Origin of the sequence: Rhizobium aouanii, assembly GCF_037002925.1 — a bacterium.
GTDB lineage: Bacteria > Pseudomonadota > Alphaproteobacteria > Rhizobiales > Rhizobiaceae > Rhizobium > Rhizobium aouanii.
Map to the genome: position 1 here is coordinate 381021 of NZ_JBAMYD010000003.1, position 16300 is coordinate 397320.

Annotated in this window: 17 protein-coding genes; 9 read left to right on the forward strand and 8 right to left on the reverse strand. The window is 61.4% G+C overall.

Translation table 11 applies throughout. From position 1 onward, the window contains the following. Positions 1 to 30: 30 nt before the first annotated feature. Entirely contained in the window at positions 31 to 1116 is a 1086-nt protein-coding gene (gene queA / locus V8P77_RS07700; RefSeq protein ID WP_335911475.1) for a tRNA preQ1(34) S-adenosylmethionine ribosyltransferase-isomerase QueA, read from the forward strand. After that, positions 1113 to 2243 carry a tRNA guanosine(34) transglycosylase Tgt gene (gene tgt, locus V8P77_RS07705; RefSeq protein ID WP_335911476.1) on the forward strand — a complete coding sequence of 377 codons (1131 nt, stop codon included), beginning with the start codon at positions 1113 to 1115 and terminating at the stop codon, positions 2241 to 2243. The genes queA and tgt overlap by 4 nt, the downstream gene beginning before the upstream one ends. A 3-nt stretch (positions 2244 to 2246) precedes the next feature. Here tgt and V8P77_RS07710 read toward each other — a convergent pair whose 3' ends face one another. The 6 genes from V8P77_RS07710 to V8P77_RS07735 form a co-directional block, all read right to left on the reverse strand. Further along, positions 2247 to 3332 (reverse strand): acyltransferase family protein, encoded by a 1086-nt coding sequence (locus V8P77_RS07710; RefSeq protein WP_335911477.1) that lies wholly within the window; start codon positions 3330 to 3332, stop codon positions 2247 to 2249. Positions 3333 to 3441: 109 nt separating this feature from the next. Further along, positions 3442 to 3870, reverse strand: coding sequence for a DUF4864 domain-containing protein (locus V8P77_RS07715; protein ID WP_335911478.1), 429 nt, complete (start codon positions 3868 to 3870; stop codon positions 3442 to 3444). A gap of 81 nt (positions 3871 to 3951) precedes the next feature. After that, entirely contained in the window at positions 3952 to 5217 is a 1266-nt protein-coding gene (gene fabF / locus V8P77_RS07720; RefSeq protein ID WP_335911479.1) for a beta-ketoacyl-ACP synthase II, read from the reverse strand. A 13-nt stretch (positions 5218 to 5230) separates the two neighbouring features. Next, the gene (locus tag V8P77_RS07725; protein ID WP_335911543.1) at positions 5231 to 5737 is read right to left on the reverse strand and encodes a winged helix-turn-helix transcriptional regulator; all 507 of its coding nucleotides are present in this window, start codon (positions 5735 to 5737) and stop codon (positions 5231 to 5233) included. Positions 5738 to 5814: 77 nt separating this feature from the next. Then, positions 5815 to 6117, reverse strand: a complete 303-nt coding sequence (locus tag V8P77_RS07730; RefSeq protein ID WP_335911480.1) for a hypothetical protein — start codon at positions 6115 to 6117, stop codon at positions 5815 to 5817. 130 nt (positions 6118 to 6247) lie between these two features. Further along, positions 6248 to 8110 carry a calcium-binding protein gene (locus tag V8P77_RS07735; protein WP_335911481.1) on the reverse strand — a complete coding sequence of 621 codons (1863 nt, stop codon included), beginning with the start codon at positions 8108 to 8110 and terminating at the stop codon, positions 6248 to 6250. Between the two features lie 123 nt (positions 8111 to 8233). On the opposite strand from V8P77_RS07735, the gene V8P77_RS07740 reads away from it, so the two are divergent. After that, positions 8234 to 8962, forward strand: a complete 729-nt coding sequence (locus tag V8P77_RS07740; protein WP_335911482.1) for an alpha-amylase family protein — start codon at positions 8234 to 8236, stop codon at positions 8960 to 8962. A gap of 21 nt (positions 8963 to 8983) precedes the next feature. Here the strand turns inward: V8P77_RS07740 and V8P77_RS07745 are convergent, their stop codons facing one another. Continuing rightward, entirely contained in the window at positions 8984 to 9172 is a 189-nt protein-coding gene (locus V8P77_RS07745) for a hypothetical protein (protein ID WP_003539671.1), read from the reverse strand. Between the two features lie 212 nt (positions 9173 to 9384). Between V8P77_RS07745 and V8P77_RS07750 the strand changes: the two genes are divergently transcribed. The 6 genes from V8P77_RS07750 to V8P77_RS07775 all read left to right on the forward strand — a co-directional run bounded on the left by V8P77_RS07750 (position 9385) and on the right by V8P77_RS07775 (position 15071). Then, positions 9385 to 9780 carry a hypothetical protein gene (locus V8P77_RS07750; RefSeq protein ID WP_335911483.1) on the forward strand — a complete coding sequence of 132 codons (396 nt, stop codon included), beginning with the start codon at positions 9385 to 9387 and terminating at the stop codon, positions 9778 to 9780. A 217-nt stretch (positions 9781 to 9997) separates the two neighbouring features. Continuing rightward, a complete protein-coding gene (locus V8P77_RS07755) occupies positions 9998 to 10828 on the forward strand; it encodes a metallophosphoesterase family protein (protein ID WP_335911484.1) in 831 nt (276 codons plus the stop codon). Further along, positions 10825 to 12030 carry an ABC transporter ATP-binding protein gene (locus V8P77_RS07760; RefSeq protein ID WP_335911485.1) on the forward strand — a complete coding sequence of 402 codons (1206 nt, stop codon included), beginning with the start codon at positions 10825 to 10827 and terminating at the stop codon, positions 12028 to 12030. Before V8P77_RS07755 ends, V8P77_RS07760 begins: the two co-directional genes overlap by 4 nt. After that, positions 12023 to 12946 (forward strand): carbohydrate ABC transporter permease, encoded by a 924-nt coding sequence (locus V8P77_RS07765; RefSeq protein ID WP_335911486.1) that lies wholly within the window; start codon positions 12023 to 12025, stop codon positions 12944 to 12946. The genes V8P77_RS07760 and V8P77_RS07765 overlap by 8 nt, the downstream gene beginning before the upstream one ends. Continuing rightward, positions 12943 to 13779 carry a carbohydrate ABC transporter permease gene (locus V8P77_RS07770; protein WP_335911487.1) on the forward strand — a complete coding sequence of 279 codons (837 nt, stop codon included), beginning with the start codon at positions 12943 to 12945 and terminating at the stop codon, positions 13777 to 13779. Before V8P77_RS07765 ends, V8P77_RS07770 begins: the two co-directional genes overlap by 4 nt. 26 nt (positions 13780 to 13805) lie before the next feature. Then, positions 13806 to 15071, forward strand: coding sequence for an ABC transporter substrate-binding protein (locus V8P77_RS07775; protein WP_335911488.1), 1266 nt, complete (start codon positions 13806 to 13808; stop codon positions 15069 to 15071). Between the two features lie 71 nt (positions 15072 to 15142). Here the strand turns inward: V8P77_RS07775 and V8P77_RS07780 are convergent, their stop codons facing one another. Further along, positions 15143 to 16123: a substrate-binding domain-containing protein gene (locus V8P77_RS07780; RefSeq protein ID WP_131645689.1), complete on the reverse strand. Its 981-nt coding sequence runs from the start codon at positions 16121 to 16123 to the stop codon at positions 15143 to 15145. Between the last annotated feature and the right edge of the window lie 177 nt (positions 16124 to 16300).

Sequence of the window (16300 nt, forward strand, 5' to 3'; positions counted from 1 at the left end):
GCGGGTTTCGCATTGCCTGAAAGTGCCCTGATGCGCGTAGACCTTTTCGATTTCGATCTGCCCGACGAACGCATAGCGTTGCGGCCCGCCGAGCCGCGCGACAGCGCGCGCCTGCTCGTCATCGATCCGAATGCGGAAAACAGCCTGTCGGACCATCGCGTCGGCGATCTCACATCCTTCCTGCGGGCTGGTGATGCGCTGGTCTTCAACGATACCAAGGTCATTCCCGCCCAGCTCGAGGGCATCCGCCATCGCGACGGCGCCGGCGGCCAGCAGGTGTCGGCAACGCTGCACATGCGCATCGGCCCCAGCCGCTGGAAGGCCTTCGCCAAGCCGGGCAAGCGCATCAAGGAGGGCGATCGCATCTCCTTCGGCCATTCCGCCGAAAGCTGTTTCCTCGGCTCGCTCGATGCCACCGTCGAGGAAAAGGGCGAGGCCGGCGAGGTGACGCTGCTGTTTGATCTCTCAGGCCCGGCGCTTGACGAGGCGATCGCCGCCGTTGGCCATATCCCACTGCCGCCCTATATCGCCGCCAAACGTCCCGAGGACGAGCGCGACCGCGCGGATTATCAGACGATCTATGCTCGCGAGGAGGGCGCCGTTGCCGCCCCCACCGCCGGCCTGCATTTCACGCCTGCGCTGTTCGAAGCGCTCGACAAGGCCGGCATCGAACGCCATTTCGTCACGCTGCATGTCGGTGCCGGCACCTTCCTGCCGGTCAAGGCCGACGATACCGCCGATCACAAGATGCATCTGGAAAGCGGCTATGTCAGCGCCGAGATCGCCGCCCGGCTGAATGCCGTGCGGGAAAGAGGCGGGCGCATCGTCTGTGTCGGCACGACTTCGTTGCGGCTCATCGAGAGTGCAGCCGAGGAAAGCGGAGAGATCATGCCCTGGGCCGGCGCTACCGGCATCTTCATCACGCCCGGTTACCGCTTCAAGGCGGTCGACATGCTGATGACCAATTTCCACCTGCCGCGCTCGACGCTGTTCATGCTGGTCTCGGCCTTTGCCGGCTTCGAAACCATGCACGCGGCTTATAAACACGCCATTTCGACGGGCTACCGCTTCTACTCCTACGGCGACGCGAGCCTTCTTTTCCGGAAAGACAGATGACAGACAACTTCCAATTCGCCCTTGAGAAGACCGATGCCGGCGCACGCCTCGGCAAAATCTCCATGCCGCGCGGCGAGATCCGCACGCCGGCCTTCATGCCGGTCGGTACCGTCGGTACGGTCAAGGCGATGTATCTCGATCAGGTGCGCGAGACCGGCGCCGATATCATCCTCGGCAATACCTATCACCTGATGCTGCGCCCGTCCGCCGAGCGCGTCGCCCGTCTCGGCGGCCTGCACAAGCTCATCCGCTGGGAACATCCGATCCTGACCGATTCCGGCGGCTTCCAGGTGATGTCGCTGTCCGGCCTGCGCAAGCTCGACGAGCAGGGCGTCACCTTCAAGTCGCATGTCGACGGCAGCCTCCACCATATGTCGCCGGAGCGCTCTATCGAAATCCAGGGGCTGCTCGGCTCCGACATCCAGATGCAGCTCGACGAATGCGTGGCGCTGCCGGCCGAGCCGAAGGAGATCGAGCGCGCCATGGAAATGTCGCTGCGCTGGGCCGAGCGCTGCCGGGTCGCCTTCGGCGAGCAGCCGGGCAAGGCGATGTTCGGCATCGTCCAGGGCGGCGACATTCCGGCGCTGCGCATCCGTTCGGCCGAGGCGTTGAGCCAGCTCGACCTCAAGGGTTATGCGATCGGCGGCCTTGCCGTCGGTGAGCCGCAGGACGTCATGCTGCAGATGCTGGAAACGACGCTGCCGGTACTGCCGACAGAAAAGCCGCGTTACCTCATGGGCGTCGGCACACCTGACGATATCCTGAAATCGGTCGCCCGCGGCATCGACATGTTCGACTGCGTCATGCCGACTCGTTCCGGCCGCCATGGCCTGGCTTTTACCCGCCGCGGCAAGGTGAATATCCGCAATGCCCGCCATGCCGAGGATATGCGCCCGCTCGACGAACAGTCGAACTGCCCGGCCTCGCGCGACTATTCGCGCGCCTATCTGCACCATCTCGTCCGCGCCAACGAGGCGCTCGGTGGCATGCTGCTCTCCTGGCACAATCTCGCCTATTACCAGGAACTCATGCAGGGCATCCGCAAGGCGATCGCCGAAGGCCGCTTCGCCGATTTCATGGCGGAAACGCAGGAGGAATGGGCGAGGGGTGATCTCGAACCGGTGTAAGGGCTACTCCGTCCCCGCGTTGCTTACAGCGGGGACTGCGGACGCAGGGTTTGGCGCAACCATTCTTCTAAGTTTTTTGCGCACTGGCTCGTCGAAGTGAACGGCGGCGATGCCAGCCGCAAAGTAAATTCCGACGACGACGACCATACCGGCTACCGGAGAGGTAGGAAGGTCAAAGCCCTTTTGCCGCAGTGACTGCAGCAGACTGAAGATGGGGCCATGCAGGATATAAATCGGATAGGAAAGCCTCCCCAGCCAACGGAATACCAGCTCGACCAGGCCGGTCTGTCTCGTGCGCATCGCAAGCCAGACAATGGCCGGGAAGACCAAGAGGCATATTAAAAAATCAAAATACGGGAAACCGAAGAATATGCGGGCTGGTATGTTGGTGACGAAGATCAGACAACCACAGAGAAGAAGGCCGGTAATGTTGCCGTTATTGACTGTATTCGGTTTCTGGACGTCATATAACCTGTAAAGGCAGATTCCGAGCGAGAACGAGAACAGTACTCTTGAAAAGCCAAATCTGAAGTCGCCCGCCTCGGGACCAATATCGAAGTTGCCTCCGACCAATGCCCCATAAATGGTGATGCCGGCCGCCCCCAGGGCGATGGCGATCAAGCTTCTGAATGACAGTCGTATCAGAAGCACGGAGAACAGCACTCCGGCCCAGAGCTCGAAGAAGAGCGACCAGCTGGGCCCGTTGAAGGGAAAGATACCTTCTTGGCTTGCGCTTGGAATGAACAGGATTGCCCTCAGCAGAAGGTCCGCCAGGGTGGAGTAGTCCAACCCGTTTTTAAGCGCGTAGCTGAAAAGACCAATCGGAAGCGAAAGGAGATAAAGGGGATAGAGCCGAATAATGCGCTGCAGCAGAAGCCCGGCGGGCGAAATCTGCCCCGCCGTCAGTCGCTTCTCATATGAATTTGCAAGGACGACGCCGCTCAACAGAAAGAAGAGATCAACGGCAAGATAACTGATATTCGCCGGTATCGGACCCAGCGTACCAGCCGTGTGGAGGAACATGACCATAATAGCCGCAATTCCTCGCAGCGCCTCAAGAGCTGTAAAAAATTGTTTGCCAGCGTTCAACGCAACAACCCCCCGTTGGCACTTTGTTACTCCAGGAGGATTTCAAAATCGTTATTGCAAGGAAACCGTGCAATCGGTCGAGTTTCCACCGAAGTGTGGAAACAGCGCGTCAAATGCCCTTGCTGTCCGCATCGGGCATGATCTGCACGCCGTTGATCCTGTAGCTGCCGTCCGGCTGACGGGTGATCTGGTAGATCGCCGTCCAGTCCTTGCCGTCGCGGCCTGAAATCAGCACCTCGTGATAGATCAGCGCGCCGTTGTCGATCGAGCGGCTGCGTCCGAAGGCGTAATTGCCGGGGTGATAGACCGGCTCGTAGCTCTTCTTCACCATGGCGAAGAACAGGTTCTTGTCGGGATACAGCGCCCTGATTCCAGGCGCGGCGAAGGAATAGGCGGTCTCGGCATCGTCCTTGAGGAAGGCCTTGATCTGTTCCTCGATGATCGTTCGCGTCGTATCGATCGGATCTTCGGCGCGGGCCGATACGGGGGAGAGGAAGGACGCGGCACACAGAATAAGAACTGCGAAGAAGGCGCGCATGGTGTATCTCCGGCTCTATCGGGGAAAGGATCGCCGATAGAGTAGAAGTGTAGGCGGTTTTCAGCGCAAGGAAAGTGGACTTTACGACCAGCGGCGGAACAGCGCGCTGGCATTCACCCCGCCGAAGCCGAAACCGTTGGTGATCGCATAGTCCATTGCCAGCGGCCGCGCCGTCTTGCCGACGATATCGATGCCGTCGGCGGCCGGATCGGTCTCATCGAGGTTGCGGGTCGGCGGCGCGATCTGGTCGCGCAGCGCAAGGATGGTGAAGATTGCCTCCAGCCCGCCGGCGGCACCAAGCAGGTGGCCGGTCGCCGATTTCGTCGCGCTGACGACGATACCGCCATTGCGGCCGAAGACCGTGCCGATCGCCGCGATCTCGCCTCTGTCACCGACCGGTGTCGAGGTCGCATGCGCGTTGAGATGCCTGACCTCCGAAGCCGGGATCTTCGCCTGCCTGAGTGCTGCCTCCATCGCCCGGCGCGCGCCGTTGCCGTCTTCGGGTCCTGAGGTCATGTGGTAGGCGTCCGCCGCCGTGCCGTAGCCGACGAGTTCGGCGAGCGGCGTGGCGCCACGGGCAAGCGCGTGTTCCAGCGTCTCGATGACCAGGATGCCGGCGCCTTCGCCCATGACGAAACCGTCGCGCGCCGTGTCGAAGGGGCGCGACGCAAGCTCCGGCGTCTCGTTGAAGCCGGTGGAAAGCGCGCGTGCGGCAGCAAAGCCGCCGAGGCTCACCTTGTCGATGCAGGCCTCTGCACCGCCGCAGATCGCCACATCCGCTTCGCCGGAGCGGATCAGCCGCGCCGCATCACCGATCGCCTGGACGCTGGCGGCACAGGCCGTCACCGGAGCGCCGAGCGGTCCCTTGAAGCCATAACGGATGCTGACTTGGCCGGCGGCGAGATTGACGAGGAAGGACGGCACGGTGAAGGGCGACAGCCGCCGCACGCCGCGCGTTTCGCCGATCCGCACCGCTTCGGCGATCGCCGGGAAGCCGCCGACGCCCGACGCGATGATCGTTGCCGTGCGCTGGCGCTCGCCTTCGTCGGTCGGCATCCAGCCCGCCTGCTTCACGGCTTCCTCCGTCGCCGCCATGGCGAAATGGATGAAGCGGTCCATCTTCTTCTGGTCCTTCGGCGTGATGTAACGGTCGGGATCCAAACCGGCCTCAGCATCTTCCGCTATACCGGGAACGATGCCGCCGACCTTGGCCGGGAGGTCGCCGACGATATCCTCCGTCAACACCCTCAACCCCGAACAGCCGTCGAGAAGGCGCTTCCAGGAGGGCTCGACGCCGGTGCCGAGCGGCGAGACAAGTCCCATGCCGGTGACAACGATACGATCCATTCTTTTGTCCTTTCTATGCGTCGATGCCGAGATACCAGGCGCGCATGCGGGCGATCCGCTCGCGCACCTCGTCATCGGCGGCGGGACCTGCAAGCAGGCTGGTGTTTTCAGGTGTCACTTGTTCGCCGGTCCGCGCATCGACCAGCATCGTTTGGCGCTCCCTGCCGGAAGCGGCATCGCCCAAGAGAAAGGCGAGGTCCTCTTCCGGGATCTGCCGGCTTCCCCAGGAAAACAGCGTGATCAGAACAGGAAAGAAGTCACGGCCCTTGTCCGTCAGTCGATATTCGTAACGGGCAGGGCGCTGATTATAGAGACGCCGTTCGAACAGCCCTTGATCGGTCAGGTGTTTCAGCCGCCGCGTTAGGATGTTCGGCGCCACGCCGAGGCTTTTCTGAAATTCGTCGAAGCGCGAAAGCCCCTGAAAGGCATCGCGCAGGATCAGCATGCTCCACCAGTCGCCGACGCTATCGAGCGCGCGCGCCGCCGGGCATTTGAAATCGCTGAAGCTCGTTCGCTGCATGGCTGATATCACTACAGCAGTGACTATCATCATGCAAGTTACTTCCAAAACCGCCGCACACTTTCGCGCGACATGTTTTAGATCGCGTTGCCCTCGAAAATCCGGGCAAGCATGATGCCGGCAACGAGCATGCCGGCTGCCACGAAGATCGTATCGCCCGGCGTGCCGATATAGAGCGGTCCAATATTGGCAAAGAGCAGGAAGGCGATGAGGAAATTCGCCCAGCCCCAGACGACATTCGCCGTGGGCGAGCCGAGCTTTGCCCCTCGCGCGAATGGGATGCGGAAGCGACGGCCGCTGACGCCGCTGACGAAATGCGGGACGCCGTTGGTCAGAAAGGCTGCGGCGATGAAATGAGCGATATAGGCGATCCAGGGCAAAGGTTTCTCCTGATCTGCACGGGTGGCGTCAACGGAGAAATGTGGCCGGGATTCCGGCTCCGGCAAGAGGAGGAGAAATGACTGCCCGTGAGGTGGTAGGCCCGCCCCGGAAGGGGACGGGCCGACCGGGTCAGACAAGCAGGAGATCTTTGAAGTGAAGTGCGGCGGAATTATCGAGATCCGCCACGTGGATGGCCGCGCCCGCTGCGCTTCCATCCGCGTCATAGGATAGAACCCCGCTGGACTTATCGTAGATCAGCTTGTCATCCGCCTCGAGCGCTTTCGTTCCCAGAACGAAATTCTCATCCGAAAATCTGGATAGGTTGAGCGCAGCGAAAATCGAATGATCGAGCATCAGCTTGTCGCCCGCCGCGGAGGAAAAATCCCGGATCTTGTCGACGCTGGTATTGTCGGGCTTCACATCGAAGACGAAGGAATCGCCTCCGCCGCCGCCGGTGAGAACGTCAGCACCGGCCTTGCCGATCAGCTTGTCGTTTCCGAGCCCGCCGACCAATCGATCGGCACCTTTGCCGCCGTTGAGAGAATTGTTTCCGTCGTTGCCGGTGAGAATGTTGGCCGTATTGTTGCCCGTCGCATTGAGATTGGCCGTCCCGGTCAAGGTGAGGTTTTCGATCGTTCCGACCGTATGCTTCTGATCGGCCAGGCTGAAGGAGATCGACGCCTTGATGGTATCCGTTCCGCCGCCCCGGCTTTCGTCGACGATTTGATTGGCATTGGTCACGGTGAAGGTGTCGTTGCCGGTGCCGCCATAGAGATGATTGGTGGCCGGCGGAGTGCTGGCGCCGCTGCCTGCTATCTCGATGATCAAGGGATGGTCGACGACATCGAGCGTCAGCGAAGAGACGTTGCTGAGGCTTCTGATCGCCGTCGTCCCGGTCAGCGGGTCGAAGACTTTCACGGAGCCGAACGAAGCCCCGAGATTGACCTTGACGGCTGTTGCCGCGGCCTGAATGGCCGTGTCGGAGGACTGGTTCCAGATATCTGGCTCGTTCCAGATTATGATCTGGTAGCTTCCGTCCGATTTTTCCGTCAGCAGGCTGCGGCCCGACGACGGCATGCCGTCGATCGAATAACTGAGGGTCCCCGCGCTGAAGCTCGCTTTTGTTGCGCCGTCGTCCTCAAGAATTTCGGTCAGGTTATGGATCGCCGTCGCAGCCGGCTTGGCCGAATAGTCGAGATGAAAAAGGCCGAAATGCTTTTCCTGATTGGTGCCCTGCGGATCGGAATAGGCGTCCAGCAGCTCGTAGATGAACGTATTTTTCGAGCCGAGTGCCGCCCCGTCCATCAGCGTATTAAGCAGGAGCTTTGCCTGCGTCGCTTCACTGACGCCTTCCCAGCCGCCATTGGTGTCGGCGGTGAGCGAGGTGTGGTAACCGGTCTCGGTGATCGCCAGCGGCTTGCCCGGATCGGCAGCGCGCTGAACGCCGGATTCTCGGGAAAGCCATGAGAATGGTTGGTCGCCATCCTTCGCATAGGTGTGGATCGTCGTGTAGTCGGAGGCCGAAGCGACCGTATATCCGGTAAAGCCGAGAACGGGGATGTTCTTCAGCAAGGGATCGGCGTTGACGGCGGCGGACAGGTCCTTCTGATAGGCGACCGCTGCGGCCTGGCCGCTCAGGCCATGATAGCTGACCGGCCAGTTGTTGACTTCGTTCGGACCTTCGATACCGACGACCGATCCGGGATGGGCCTGCACGAAGTCATGCAGTCGCTGGGCGACAGTGGCGGGGTCGACTTCCCGCTGGGCGCTGAAGACGAATTGCACGCCGGCTTCGGCCGCATCGCCGAGATGCGTTTGGCCGTTAGGGTCGGAAGCGGAGTTTGGTGCATGATCGCGAACCGTATCAAGGCCGAGATAGTCGAGAGCCTTAACAACTTCTCCGACATTGGAATATTTTCCGTCGGTGTAGTCGATATGCGTGTCAATTCCAAAGGAACGAATAATATCGTTTATTCTAACGGCTTGAGCCACAATTTTTCTCCCAGTTTAAGAGGGAATTGGCAATGGGAATATATCCCCGATTACTGTCGATGATTCGATTTAACACACGATAATGGCCGACGCAGTGTTGCCCGTTAACCATGATATATTGTCTTGAATGTGGCCTGTTCCGATGGCCGGCGCGCCGATCGCGCCGCCGCCTTCGGTGCTAAATTCTTAGAACAGTGGACCCGCACGATGCGGCTTATCAAGCCGCAGCTTTTCCTGACGGAAGAGGACTATTCGGACTGGTCGGCGATGACCGAGCCAAGCCGGATCGGCGACGGGCTCGGCTTCGATGCAACCTGGTACGGCGATTTTAATCACAACCTCGTCGAATATCACGGCGGCGCACAGGCGCAGCTGTTGAGGAATGCCGGCTTCGGGGACAAGCGGGCGCTGACCATGTCGTCTCTTGCCGGCGCATTGCAAACGAGCGCGCGATTCAAGGTGATTTACAATCAGTCGCATGATGATGCGGCAATCGCGAAGTATCGGCGCGAACCGCTGTTATCGCGGTCAATTTCGCACCGTTGTCGGCTAGACCAGGGCGCGGGCGGAGGCGAGCTCCAGGTTTGTGGCGGCGATGACGCTGCTATCGGCCGGGACGATGAATGTTTTTCATGGGCGAGGAAATCGGCGCCCAGAAGCCCTATCGCTACAATGATTTCCTCGAGAACCGGGAGAATATCCTCGGCGAAGCAGATTGCAGCGGGCCAGGATGATCCGCTGTTATCGCGATCTGATCGCGCTCAGCATCCATCAGGATGCGATTCGGTCCGCAACATCGTGCTGAATGCGGTGTTGCCGGCATCAGGCGTTCTGGTTTTTCGCAGGCTATGACGCTTCCGCCGTCCGGTATGATCAGGCAAAGCCGAGCGGCAGATTTTCCACTTTTCTGTCATTGCCGTAGTCGCGCTCATGCGGCGAGCGACGACGGCCATCGCGGCGAGCGGAAAGATCGATGCGGTTTTCGGCGAAGATCCCATCGGGCCAGGTTCCGGTGTCATGGCAATCTGCGTCGATCTTGGGGGCAAGGATTTTCAGGATCATCAGGATTCCTCCGCGGCGCACCATCAACACTCGGAAAGGCCGTCTGGTTCCGTTTATAAACCCCGAATTATTAATAAATTAACCATAAGACTTAAGGGCAAGGCGACAGCGGCAATTATTGTCCCAAGGCTTGTTGCCTTGTGTCGAAACGGCATAGCGGTGGAACTCCGGAGCCGGATGGCCGTTGAGGTGCATGAACACAGGAGGTTTCCATGCAGCTGATCGATACTCGGGTAACACAGGCCGGCGACATCTTCACCGTCGAATTCCTGGGCGAGGGAGGAGAATCGATTTCCGTCAACATCGACAACTCCCATGGCGAACTTGACGATACGACCGCGGTCGACCACGCCAAGGTCATGATGGTTCAGCTGACCGCCTTTGCCGGCAGCGAAGCAGACGGCAGCATCAACCGCTACGATGCCTTGAGCAACGGCAATTTCGACGAAGGTAGCAAGGGCTTGATCGGCCAGCCGAGTGCGCGTTCGGCCGGCGACAGGCAAACGCTGGAAGAGGAACTCGATGAAGGCCTCGAGGACAGCTTTCCTGCAAGCGACCCTGTCTCGGCAACAGTATCATCCATTCCCGCCAACGCACCACGGCAGTGATTGCAACGTAACGTTGCAAGCGCCCGCGTGTTCTTGATGCCAATACAGGTCAAGGCTGCCCCCGTTCCGGCGGGCGGTCCGCGCCAGCATGACAGATTGATGTCAAAACTGAGAAACAGCTGAAAACCTCAGCTGTGTGATTGACATGGGAGCCTTCTAGAGAGGGCACGAGAAGGGAGCGCCCGTGACGCGCTCCCGACGTCTCGGGATGCGCCCTATGAAAATCATTCAGATCACCGACACCCATTTCAGCCCCGGCAAGCAGCATTTCAACGGCAACTGGGCGCCGCTTTTGAGCTGGATCGAAGAGACCGGCGCGGACCTGATCGTGCATACTGGCGATCTCACCGTCGACGGCGCCGACAATGGTGACGACATCACCTTTTCCATGGATCTGATGCGTCGGGTGTCGATCCCGATGCTGATCGTCCCCGGCAATCACGATGTCGGCCACCTCAAGGGATCGGATCAGCCCGTTAATGCCGAGCGGTTGTCCCGTTGGCGCAGCCTTGCCGGCGACGACCGCTGGCTGGAGGATGCCGGTGCCTGGCGCTTCATCGGATTGAATTCGCTGCTTCTCGGTCATGAGGATGACGAGGAGGAGGCGCAGTTCGAATGGCTCGACCAGGCGCTGTCCGACAGGGCAGGGCGGCGCGTGGCGATGTTCGCGCACAAGCCGCTCTTCGTCGATGCACCCGATGAAGGCGATACCGGCTATTGGAGCGTTCGTCCGGTTCAGCGCCGCCGGCTTTATGATCTGATATCAGCCCATGACGTGGCGCTGTTTGCGAGCGGCCATCTCCATTGGGCCTGGCAGGGGCGTTTCGACAATACCCAACTGACATGGGGTCCGTCGGCCGCCTTCATCATCGACAAGATGGAGCGCGAGATGCCTGGCGATCGCCTGATCGGTGCCGTCGTCCACGAGTTCGATACTGATGTCGAAAGCACGATCGTTGCCGTTCCCGGCATGACCGCGCATGTGCTCGACGATGTCGTGCACGAAGTCTACCCCCAGGCGGTCAAGCAGCGGGAACCCGTCGAATGAGCTCGCTCTCGCTTCGCGGCATCACCAAGGCGTTCGGCGGCAACCAGATCCTCGATGGCGTCAGCCTGGATGTCGCCGCCGGTGAATTCATCGCGCTGGTCGGCCCTTCCGGCTGCGGCAAGAGCACGCTATTGCGCGTCCTTGCCGGCCTCGACCACGCCGATCAAGGCGAGATCCTGATCGGCGGCAAGGGTATGTCCGGCGTTGCAGCTGCCGACCGCAACATCGCCATGGTCTTTCAGTCCTACGCGCTTTATCCTCATCTGACGGCCTCTGAGAATATCGCCGTGCCTTTGGCGATGCGCCGGCTGTCGAGGATGCAGCGACTGCCCTTCATCGGGTCGTTGATACCGGGCCAGCGCGCCACCCGCGCGGTGATCGCCCGCGACGTCAGGGATATGGCGACGTCGCTGAAGATCGACCACCTGCTCGACCGCAAGCCCGGCCAGATGTCGGGCGGCCAGCGTCAGCGCGTGGCGCTGGCCCGCGCCATGGTGCGCCGGCCGAGCGTCTTCCTGATGGACGAACCGCTCTCCAATCTCGATGCCAATCTGCGCGTTCACGCCCGAGGCGAGATCGTCGACCTGCATCGCCGCGCCGGCGTGCCGACGCTCTATGTCACCCACGACCAGGCGGAAGCGCTTTCCATGGCCGACCGTGTCGCCGTGATGATGGGCGGAAAGTTGCTGCAGATCGCCAGCCCCGAGGTCATCTACGACGATCCCGCCCATATCGAGGTCGCCCGCTTCATCGGCCAGCCGCGCATCAATCTGTTGCCCGCCTTTGCCGAAGGCGGCGTCATTCTCTGCGGCGGCCTGCGCCTGACGCTTGAGAATGCGCCCGACGGCAAGATGCCGGTCACGCTCGCCATTCGCCCGGAATTCGTCTTTGTCTCCAAGAGCCGGCATGACGGCCTTGCCGCCCGGATCGAACGCGTCGAATTCCTGGGCTCCGAAGTCATCCTCCATTGCCGGCTCGAGGCGATCGGCGAGACTGTCATCGCCAAGGTTCAACCCTCCGAAGCCTCCGGCCTTGTGGCAGGCGATCCGGTCGGCCTGCGGCTTTCGCCCGGCCGCACGCTGATCTTTGCCGAGGACGGCAGCCGGCTGACCGGCGGCGTTGCAACGGGGGATGCCGGGCTCGGGTCGACCGGTGCCGTGCTCGCCGACGGCGCTGCGGAGCGGGAGAGGGCGCATGGCTAGCATCGTCTCCATGGCCGTGCCGCAGGATGCCGCCGTTGCGCATCGGCGCAGCGAGGCCCGCATCGCCTGGATGCTGGTGATGCCGGCGATGATCCTGCTGTTTCTCTTCGTGCTTTTGCCGGTTGCATCCGTCATCGTGCTCGGCTTCACCGATTTCGAGCTCGGCTATGGCAAGTTCCGTTTCGTCGGCTTCGAGAATTATGCGCACCTTATTACCGACCGGACGTTTCGCAAGTCGCTCTGGAATACGACGGTCTATACCGCGATCGTCGCACCCATCTCGATCCTTCTCGGCCTCGGCATCGCCATGCTGATCGAGAGCGAGACGAAGGCGCGCAGCTTCTTCCGCACCGCTTATTTCCTCCCGGTCGCCTCGCTGATCGTCGCCATGGCGACCGTCTGGCAATATATGTTCCACCCCACAATCGGCCCGCTCAACGCACTGCTCGCCCTCGTCGGGCTTCCCGGCCCGAACTGGCTCGGCAGCTCCGGCACGGTGCTTTACAGCCTCTCGATCATCGGCGTCTGGCAATCGGCCGGCTTCAATATGGTGCTGTTCCTCGCCGGGCTGACGGCGATCCCGCGCGAACTTTACGCCGCAGCCGAGGTGGACGGCGCCAAATCCTCCCTCGACCGCTTCCTGCTGGTGACCTGGCCGATGCTCGGGCCGACAACGCTCTTCGTCATCACCATCAGCATCACCAATTCAGTCAAGGTCTTCGAGACGGTGAAGACGCTGACCGAGGGCGGCCCGAACAAGGCCTCGGATGTGCTGCTCTTCACGATCTACCAGGAAGGCTTCGTCTATCTGCGCGTCGGTTATGCCTCGGCGATAACGGTGGTCTTTCTGCTGATCCTGGTGGTGCTGATGTTCCTGCAGTACCGCATTCTCGATCGCCGGGTGCATTACACATGATGACGAACGCTTTTCCCCTCGGCAGGATCATCCGCCTGACACTGCTTTCGCTCGGCGCAATCATCTTCCTGTCGCCCTATGTCTTCATGATCTCGACGGCGGGCAAGGCCCAAAGCGACATCTTCACCTCGTCGCTGTCGCTGATCCCGGCGCACTTCACCTATGCCGAGAATTTCGCCAAAGCCTTGAGCCGGGTACCGATGGCGCAACTGTTGTGGAACGGCGTCGTCGTCTGCGGGCTGATCTTCTTCTTCCAGGTGCTGGTAGCAATCCCCTGCGCCTACGCCATGGCAAAGCTGCGCTTCGGCGCCGCCCGCGCCATGATGGTGCTTGTCATGCTCGGCCTGCTGGTGCCGATCCATGCGACCGCGCTGCCGCTCTATGTCGCCTTCGACCGCGCCGCGCTGCTCAACACCTATGCCGCGCTGGTCGCGCCCTTCACCATTTCGGTCTTCGCGATCTTCATGTTCCTGCAGTTCTTCCGTGCCATGCCTGACGATCTCATCCATGCCGCGCGTCTCGACGGCATGTCGGAACTCGGCATCGTCGCCCGCGTCATCGTGCCGAATGCCTGGCCGGCGGTCACCGCCTTCGCCATCTTCTCGGTCGTTGCCCATTGGAACGATCTCTACTGGCCGCTGATCGTCATCAGCAAGCAGGACTATGCCACGCCGCCGCTTGGCCTGATGTATTTCCGCGCTGCCGAGGCCGGCGACGACTACGGCGCGCTGATGGCGGCGACCCTCATCATTACCCTTCCCCTCGTCATCGCCTTCCTGCTTGCGCAGAAGCGCTTCGTCGAGGGCATCACCATGACCGGTCTCAAAGGCTGACCGGTTTCAACCCAGGAGAACGAGCGATGAAACATATCACCCAGCTTCTCGCCGCAGCGGCCGTATCGATGGCAATTGCGCTTCCCGCGCATGCCGAGACAACGCTGACGGTCCACTACCCGATGCCGGGCTTCTTCAAGGACGTGATGGACACGATCTCGAAGAAGTTCATGGAAGAAAATCCCGATATCAAGATCCAGTTCGCCAGCCCGTCGGCCACCTATGAAGAAGGCATCCAGACGATCCTTCGCCAGGTCGGCACCAGCGAAATGCCCGATATCACCTTCATCGGCCTCAACCGCCTGCGCATGCTCGACGAACGCGACGTCGCCGTCGACCTCGGCCCGCTCGTCCAGAAGGACGGCAATATGGCCGAGCAGGGCTTCTCCGACACGATCCTCAAGCTTGCCCAGGTCAAGGGCAAGCAGGTGGGCCTGGCTTTCGCGACCTCCAACCCGATCATGTATTACAACGCCGATCTCGTGAAGGCAGTCGGCGGCGATCCTGAAAACCCGCCGAAAACCTGGGATGAGGTCATCGCGCTCGGCGGCAAGATCAAGGCGCTCGGCAATGGCGTCGACGGCATCGATTACCGCTGGCAGGGCGACGACTGGATGTTTTCGGCACTGCTCTTCGGCGCCGGCGGCAAAATGCTGAGCGACGACGAAAGCAAGGTTGCCTTCAACGGCCCGGAAGGTCAGAAGGCCGTCGAGGTCCTGCATCGCTTGGTCACCGAAGGCGGCATGCCTGTGTTCACCAAGGCCGCCGGCGAACAGGCTTTCGCAGCCGGCAAGGTCGGGTTCGAATTCCAGACCACAGGCGCGCTGCGCAACACGATCAAGAATGTCGGCAACAAGTTCGATCTGCGCACCGCCAAGATCCCGCTGATCGATCCGGTCAACGGCCGCCTGCCGACCGGCGGCAACGCCGTCGTTATCCTGACGCATGTCGCCGCCAAGCAGGATGCCGCCTGGAAGTTCGCCAAATTCGCCGCCGGCCCTTATGGCGCTTCCGTCGTCGTGCCCGGCACCGGTTATGTCCCGAACAATGAGCTTGCCGCCAAATCGGCCGATTATCTCGGCGATTTCTACAAGCAAAACCCGCTGTTCCAGGCAGGCCTCAGCCAGATGCCGGTCATGATCCCCTGGTATGCCTTCCCAGGCTCGAACGGCGTCAAGGTCACGCAGACGATCGTCGACAATCTCTCGCGCATCGTCGACCAGTCGGCCGAGCCGAAGGAAGCGCTGGATGACGCAGCCGCCGATGTCGAGGGCATGCTGCCGCGCAGCTGATCGGCTTCCCGATCGGGAACAGGGCAGGGCCGCCACGCCGAGCGCGTGGCGGCCCTCTGGTTTCGCAAGCGTCAGATGGCGCGCACGGTGCCGCCGCGGCGAAGTGTATAGGCGACATCGAGATGGCGGGCAGGGGCAGCATTCTCCGCCATGTCGAGAAGCAGCGAGGCGGCCGTTGCCCCCATGCTGGCATCCGGCATTTCGATGGTCGTCAGCGGTGGATCGATCAGCCGGCCGATGGCAATGCCGTCGAAGCCGGCGACCGAAACATCCCCAGGCACGGAAAGCCCCTCGCGCTTCAGCGCGCCGATGACGCCGAGCGCCAGCAGGTCGTTGGAGGCGATGATCGCCGTCGGCGCAAGCGAAGTCATCGCGACACCAAGATCGAGCTGGTCATAGCCGCTGACGAACGGGATCTGCACCGCATCGAGGGGTGTCAGCCCGTTCTCGGCCATAGCGTCGAGATAACCGCGGTAGCGAAGGTGGGCGCGGTCGGAGGCGGCAAAATTCCCAGAGAGAAACAGAATGCGGCGATGGCCCATGCCGATCAGGAATGTCGCGATCTCGCGGCCGGCGCCGCGATTGTCGGCAGTGACCGCCGCCGGAAACTGCGCCGTCGGCAGGTTGTTGAGCAGCACCGTCGGCGGGAGCTTGGCAAGCAGCGCCTTGCTGGTCGATGGATCGCAGACGGTGAGGATCAGCCCGGTCGGCCGGTCGTTCAAAAGTGCTGCGACGGCATCGGCCTCGCGCGCCGGATCGTAATTCGACTGGGCGATCAAGACGCCATGGCCGGCCACCAGCATGCGGTTCTGGATGCTCGACAGTGACGAGGCAAAGACCGGATTGGTGATGCTCGGGATCAGCACGCCGACCACAGGTCTGCGTCCGAGCCGGCCGGCGGACGAGCCGGCCGGGCGATAGCCGAGTTCGGCGGCCGCACGGCGCACCTTGCGCACCATCAGGTCGCTGGCCGGTCCGTTGCGGTTGAGAACCCTGCTCGCGGTCGCCAGCGAGCATCCTGCCCGGAACGCGACCTGCTCTAATGTCGCCATCGAAAACGCCTCCTGGTGACAGCATCGAGGCGCAATCGCTTAGGCGGGTTCGATGACAATGGTCTGACAGCCAGAGCATGATGCCGAAACGTCTGAGCGGTTTTCAGACGACATCATGCTCTAACTCATTAATTGAGAACAGGATTCAGATTTTCGGCCGACCGGGCGTAAAATCAT